Here is a 6,000-nt window from a genome sequence, read left to right on the forward strand (position 1 = left end):
GCACATTGGCTTTGACTTCATCGAATCTTTGCTTGAATATCTATCGCATGCGATTTGATCGATAGCGATACTTAACTTCGGAGATTCGACCATGACTACCAACCACAAAATGTTTATCCCTTCCACTCACGCCTGCCATGGCCACAACGGTAACAACTGGATCACTGGAAGCTGTACTGCATGAAGCTGGTCCAGCTTCGAGCCTTCTGCTCAGTGGTCGACATGGGCAGCCTGCGTTCGGCGGCACGAGAACTGGACGTCGCCCAGAGCACGTTGACAGAGTCGATTCAAAGCCTGGAAAGAGAACTGGGGGCAACCTTGTTGGTACGCTCCAATCAAGGCATCAGCCTGACCCCGGCCGGCAAGGTGTTCCTGACCAGGGCGCGCTCGATCGTTCTCGACTGCGATCGCGCGGTGCAGGACGTACGACAGTGCAATGGCATGCACGAAGGCCAGATCGCATTGGGCGTCACGGCGCAACCGCTGGCGGCGTGCCTGATACCCGTCTTCAGCAACTTTACCCGGCGCTTTCCCCAGGTGCATCTGCACGTCGCCAGTGGCGCGACAAGGACGCTGATCGAGATGATTCGCGCTGGCCGACTCGACTTCGTGATGTGCCCTCTTACGCCCAACGTCTGCGACATCGACTTGCACATCGAGCGCCTCTACCGCTCCAGCGTCAGCGTCATTGCGCGCAAGGGGCATCCCCTGGCGAATGCGCGCTCGGTGCACGACCTGGTCGATTGCCAGTGGATCAGCGTGCGTCCGGCCGGAGTGGCAGGCAGCGCGGAGAAGCATCTGCTCGAGTTGTTCCGCGCCCAAGGCCTGCCACCGCCAAAGATAGTGATCACCACCGAATCGCTCCTGGAAATCCTGCAGATCGTCTGCGAGACGGACTACCTGACCCTCGAGGCCGGCATACTTGCCGACATGAAGCTGTTTTCCTCGTCGCTTGTCAGCATCGATATTCGCGAGCCCCTGGAGTCCCGTGAGGTGTGTTTGATCAGCCGTCGAGTGTCTCCCTTCACCCAAGTGACCCAGGAACTGACCAGCATGCTGATTTCCTACTCGCGCTTGCGGCACCGGGTCAGAGGGTGAGGCCCGCTTCGGCGCAGAAAGACCAACGGATTGGAAATAACAAGCGTTTGTACCTATGTTTTCAGCGCCTGATCAAACGATGGCGTTGACGAAACAGGAGCCACCCCCATGCCAATCATCAAGGCATTCCTCGTGACTTTACTGCTCGGCGCAGGGCTGATTTCTTATGCAGGTATCGCGCAGGCCGAAGGTGATATTGCCAAGGACGTCAGGGATGGCGTTCGTGACGTGGACAAGGATGTCGAACGCGACGGCAAGGATATTGATAAGGAAGCCAAGGAGCTGGATAAGGAACGTCACAAGGAAGATCGTCATCTGGACAAAGAAGAGAAAAAAGCATCTCTGAGGGGCGAAAGTCGCCGAAGGACGGCATTTCCCGGGCAAAAAAGCGCGCTTCATCGCTTTGGCGCAACGCTGGATCCAAAATACTTGCGAGTCACCCGAGCCGTTCTACACTGCGAAAGATTCGCAAATACTATTGAGCGCCACACCGGACGTGGCCTTGCGCACCGAAGGTCGCGATCATGCCCAGAGCTTTTAGCGTCCGTTCCCTTGCACTCTGCGCGAGTGCAGTCGCCCTGGCATTGAGCGGTTGTACGACCCACCCTCCTGCTGAACCTGCATCCCCTCCTCTGCGGCAGAACCCCGAATTCACCTACGATGCCAGCGGCGTGACCCACGCCACGCTGACCGCGGCCGAGCAGCAGGTCAATGTGGGCTTTGAGCGTTACGTCTCGCTGGTATTCAACGGCGATTACGATTCGCCACTGATTCGAACGCGCCCCGGCGGCACCATGGCGATCCGCCTGGACAACCGCATGGACGAGATCACCAACCTGCATTTCCATGGCATGCAGGTGTCGCCCCTGGACCAGGGGGACAACATTTTCCGCATGACCCCGCCTCACCAGGTCGCTGAGTACAACGTCAAGTTGCCGCTCGATCACAGCCCCGGCGCCTATTGGTATCACAGCCATTTTCATGGCGGTTCCCAGCGCCAGGTGTCGGCCGGGATTGCCGGGCCGATCCTGGTCGATGGCATGCTTGACCCGTTTCCCGAACTCAAGGGCATCAAGGAGCAGGTGCTGGTCCTGCGCAATTTCCAGAAGACCCTGACCGGCAAAGTCGCCAGCGATATCATCACCAGCGCCCCGTCGATTCGCACCATCAATGGCCAGGAAGTACCCACGATTGACATCAGGCCTGGCGAGACCCAGCTCTGGCATTTCATCAACATCGCCGCCAACCAGTACTTCCGCATTCGCATCAACGGCCAGTCGATGCAGGTTTTGTCCCGCGATGGCAATACCGTTACGCGCCGGGTCGATACCGACCAGGTGCTGATCGGGCCGTCGGCGCGTTTCAGTGTGTTGGTGGTCGGGCCAGCAGCCGGCTCCTACGAGGTCGAAACCGGTTCCGGCAACACCGGCCCGGCGGGTGACGATTACCCGGCGGCCAAGCTTGCAGTGCTGCGCTCAAGTGGCGAGCGGGTCGCGACCCGGCAGATCACCAGCGCCTATCCAACCGCCGAAGACTTCAGCAAGATCGCGGTGAACAAGACCCGTCAGTTCGCCTTTCAGGATTCGGACACCGATCCCAATGCGTTCCTGATCAATGGCACGCGCTTCGAACTGGACCGGGTCAACACCACGGTCAAGCTCGGTGACGTCGAAGAATGGCGCCTGTTCAACCCGTCCCAGGAATTGCACCAGTTTCATATTCACCAGGTGGATTTCCAGGTCACCGAGATCAATGGCAAACCGGTGCAGTTCAGCGGCTATCGGGACAACGTGTTCATCCCCGCCACGGGTTCGATCACCGTGCGAATCCCGTTTCGCGACCCGGTGATCCTCGGCAAGTTCGTCTACCACTGCCACATCCTCGAACACGAGGACGGCGGCATGATGCAGGCGATCCAGGTGGTCAAGCCCGAGGACTACGAGCAGGCGGTCAAGCTCGAACCCCTGGGCGGCCTGTACGGTGAAAACAACCAGTTGTGCTCCTACCTGCGCAACACCGGACAGGACCCGAAAGCGTCCAGCCCGCTCATCAAGTAAAGGGGCGCCGCCATGAGCAACTATCGCTTGGCTGTGTTGTTGCTGGGATCGGTGTGCGGTGTCGAGGCGACGCTGGCCGATGACGGGCAGTACCCCAATGTCGGCATGGATTACGACGCGACCTTTCAGTATGACCATGTACATGCCGACCTTCCCCAGGGCGGCAACCGCAACAGCACGGACGCCTACCCGGACATCAACAGCACCTTCTACTTTCGTTTCACCCATGATCAACAGATCCAGCTGTCCACCGAGATCAATCCAGTCGACGGGCCTGAGCCTGGGCAAAAGCGTTTTTTTGAAGACGTGGGCCTGGTGATCAACGACCTCAACTATTATCAGAACAACGCCAACTCGGCGTTTTCGGTCGGCAAGTACCACGTGCCGTTCGGGCGTGCGCAGGACCAGGCACCGGGCCTTTACACCGAGGATTTCGTCAGTACCTATGATCTGGACGGCATGCTTGGCGGCACGGTGGCGTATCGGTTTTTCGATCAGCAACTGGGCATGATCGAGCCGAACCTGAGTCTCTATACCGCGGACAATTCGTTCCTCGGCCGGCCGTACCTGCGCCATGGCGAGAAACTGCAGCGCAGCGACGGCGGCCCATCGAACACCGGCAAGCTTGATTCCTACGCGGTGACGGTGAACTGGATAGCGATTCCAGCAGTGCCTTATCTGGAAATGCAGGCGGGCTACATGTTCAACAAACAGGCTGAGGATCAGACGCAGCCCGATCCACCTGGCGAAGACGATGAGACCATCAAGATCGCCTCTGCCCGCTACATCTGGGCCTATGCACCGAGCACCGATCTTGAGCCGACGCTGGCCGGGCGTTACTTCGATATCGTGCCCTTCATCGAGTTCGCCGATGTCGACAACGAAGACGGCATTCAAGGCAGCGACACCCGCTACCTGACCACCTCGCTGACCTTCGACTTCGGCGACTGGGCCCTGGGCGCGACCCGCACCAACAAGCATCGCGAATCGACGGGGGGCGCGGATCGCCAGGACTACCTCAACGAACTGAGCCTGAGCTACAACATCACCGGGCAGATCAAGCTCGGACTCTCGGCTGGCACCCAGAAAGAGGACGGTCAGATGTCGGAACTCGTCGGGCTGGCGCTGACCTATTCCGGAGGATATTGATCGATGAGGTGGCTAGCGACACTGCTATTGATGGGGTTGGCAGCCAGTACGACCGCCGCGACGCGTACCGATATCGGCGGGCCGTTCCAGCTGACCAATCAGAATGGCCAGCGGGTCAACGAGCGCAGTTTCGGCGAGCCAGTGTTGCTCTACTTCGGCTTCATGACCTGCCCCGCCATCTGCCCCACTGACCTGGCGAAAATGGCCCGCATCAGCCGCCAACTGCAACAACAGCAAGGCATCAAGGTGCGGCCAGTCTTCGTCACCATCGACCCGGAGCGCGACACCCCCGGTAAACTCAAGGCCTACGTGAAATACTTCGCCAGCGATTTCGTCGGCTTGACCGGCTCGGCGCAAGAGATCGCCCACATCACCGATGTCTACCACGTGTATTACAAGAAAGTGCCGATCGGCGATAAACCGGACCAGTACATGATGGACCACTCGACCCTCCTGTTTTTACTCGACAGCCAGGGCCGCTACCTCAAGCACTTCGGGCGAGGGCTGGACGAGCAGGAAATAGAGAAACAGGTGGTCACTGCGCTGGCTGAGCATTAGTGCCTGGAAAAACCGAAAGGACAAATCGGCATTCGGCCCCTGATTCTTCGTTGCCAGGCGACTGCTCAACCACGAATCCGCAGCGCTCCAGTACTTTTCTTGAACCCACACTTTCCTTGAATACGTAAGCCACCAGTTGCTTCAGTTGCCAACGCCGCCGTGCCTGCTCGATCAGGTGTCTTAGCGCCTGTGTCGCCAGGCCCTGGCCGCAAGCGTCGCGATCGATCCGGTAGCCTACCTCGGCGGAACCCTTCGCTGGGTCGATGCTTTTCAGGTTTGCTCGACCCACTATTTTTTCATTGCAGTCTTCGATGACAAACGGATGCCAGGCGCCGATGGCGAAATCCGATAGATAGCCTTGTATATGCTCGGCGACGCCCTGCAATGAGTAAAAAGAAGGGTCGCGGGCGTCGATATGGGACTCGAACCATTCACGGTTGCTGACTTCGAATGCGAGCAAGGCTTCGGTGTCCGTGCTTCTCAGCTCGCGAATCTTGAATGTCTTCATTCATCAAATCTCCCGTGTTTCAGGCCGAAAGCGTGGCGGTCAGGTACCGTAATGCCCGGAGGAAGACCGGATGACAATCGGCGATCGGCAACTCATCAAGCGCAGCCCAGAAAAAGCTGAAGGCATGGCCATGGTCATCGCGCGTTTGATGGGTCCATTGTTCCGGCAGCGGCGCCTGTACATGGCACAGATGAAATGACCATATTTGCTCGAGATGTTCGGCGTTCCAGCAACCCAGATCCCTGACAACCGAGGCGTCGTCTATTCCGGACTCCTCGCTCAATTCACGAAGAGCGGCCTCGGCGGGTGTTTCGCCTGGCTCGATTGTGCCCTTGACCAGTTGCACGCCTGCCAGGGGATGGCGGAACAGAAGGATGCGCGGCCCAGCAATGCTGGAGAGGATGACGGGGCACGCCTTGTTCGGCGACATGGCGATCTCCTTATCGACGATGAAGCCAACATCATACGGTCTTTGACAGACATTTGTAGGAGCCCGCTTGCCAGCGAAGGCGATTTTGAACATTGCGCAGGTCTTTCGTGCGCCTTCGCTCCTACAGTTGATCGGGTACAGCCGCGAGAGATTGGTTGATTGTCAGGCCGTCTTCGCTGGCAAGCCAGCTCCTACAAAAG

7 protein-coding genes are annotated in these 6,000 nt (G+C 58.5%); 5 read left to right on the plus strand and 2 right to left on the minus strand.

The genetic code is table 11. The annotated features are described in order from the left end of the window. Positions 1-180 precede the first annotated feature (180 nt). The 5 genes from ACYP2Q_RS30095 to ACYP2Q_RS30115 all read left to right on the plus strand — a co-directional run bounded on the left by ACYP2Q_RS30095 (position 181) and on the right by ACYP2Q_RS30115 (position 4,862). Positions 181-1,098 carry a LysR substrate-binding domain-containing protein gene (locus ACYP2Q_RS30095; protein WP_459733813.1) on the plus strand — a complete coding sequence of 306 codons (918 nt, stop codon included), beginning with the start codon at positions 181-183 and terminating at the stop codon, positions 1,096-1,098. A gap of 108 nt (positions 1,099-1,206) precedes the next feature. Then, on the plus strand, positions 1,207-1,686 hold the full coding sequence (locus ACYP2Q_RS30100; protein WP_459733814.1) for a hypothetical protein: 480 nt from the start codon (positions 1,207-1,209) through the stop codon (positions 1,684-1,686). Beyond that, positions 1,623-3,155, plus strand: a complete 1,533-nt coding sequence (locus ACYP2Q_RS30105; RefSeq protein ID WP_459733815.1) for a multicopper oxidase family protein — start codon at positions 1,623-1,625, stop codon at positions 3,153-3,155. Before ACYP2Q_RS30100 ends, ACYP2Q_RS30105 begins: the two co-directional genes overlap by 64 nt. 12 nt (positions 3,156-3,167) lie before the next feature. After that, positions 3,168-4,304, plus strand: a complete 1,137-nt coding sequence (locus tag ACYP2Q_RS30110; protein ID WP_459733816.1) for a hypothetical protein — start codon at positions 3,168-3,170, stop codon at positions 4,302-4,304. A gap of 3 nt (positions 4,305-4,307) precedes the next feature. Next, positions 4,308-4,862, plus strand: coding sequence for an SCO family protein (locus ACYP2Q_RS30115; RefSeq protein ID WP_459733817.1), 555 nt, complete (start codon positions 4,308-4,310; stop codon positions 4,860-4,862). On the opposite strand, the gene ACYP2Q_RS30120 is transcribed toward ACYP2Q_RS30115, so the two are convergent. After that, positions 4,840-5,370 (minus strand): GNAT family N-acetyltransferase, encoded by a 531-nt coding sequence (locus tag ACYP2Q_RS30120; RefSeq protein WP_459733819.1) that lies wholly within the window; start codon positions 5,368-5,370, stop codon positions 4,840-4,842. The genes ACYP2Q_RS30115 and ACYP2Q_RS30120 overlap by 23 nt on opposite strands. A gap of 19 nt (positions 5,371-5,389) precedes the next feature. Beyond that, positions 5,390-5,800: an NUDIX hydrolase gene (locus ACYP2Q_RS30125; RefSeq protein WP_448119082.1), complete on the minus strand. Its 411-nt coding sequence runs from the start codon at positions 5,798-5,800 to the stop codon at positions 5,390-5,392. Positions 5,801-6,000 lie beyond the last annotated feature (200 nt).

It is taken from the genome of Pseudomonas sp. MHK4 (genome assembly GCF_054600775.1).

Excerpts from the sequence above, each read along its gene's own strand:
- ACYP2Q_RS30095 (WP_459733813.1), top strand. The coding sequence starts at position 181 with ATGAAGCTGGTCCAGCTTCGAGCCTTCTGCTCAGTGGTCGACATGGGC.
- ACYP2Q_RS30100 (WP_459733814.1), top strand. The coding sequence starts at position 1,207 with ATGCCAATCATCAAGGCATTCCTCGTGACTTTACTGCTCGGCGCAGGG.
- ACYP2Q_RS30105 (WP_459733815.1), top strand. The coding sequence starts at position 1,623 with ATGCCCAGAGCTTTTAGCGTCCGTTCCCTTGCACTCTGCGCGAGTGCA.
- ACYP2Q_RS30110 (WP_459733816.1), top strand. The coding sequence starts at position 3,168 with ATGAGCAACTATCGCTTGGCTGTGTTGTTGCTGGGATCGGTGTGCGGT.
- ACYP2Q_RS30115 (WP_459733817.1), top strand. The coding sequence starts at position 4,308 with ATGAGGTGGCTAGCGACACTGCTATTGATGGGGTTGGCAGCCAGTACG.
- ACYP2Q_RS30120 (WP_459733819.1), bottom strand. The coding sequence starts at position 5,370 with ATGAAGACATTCAAGATTCGCGAGCTGAGAAGCACGGACACCGAAGCC.
- ACYP2Q_RS30125 (WP_448119082.1), bottom strand. The coding sequence starts at position 5,800 with ATGTCGCCGAACAAGGCGTGCCCCGTCATCCTCTCCAGCATTGCTGGG.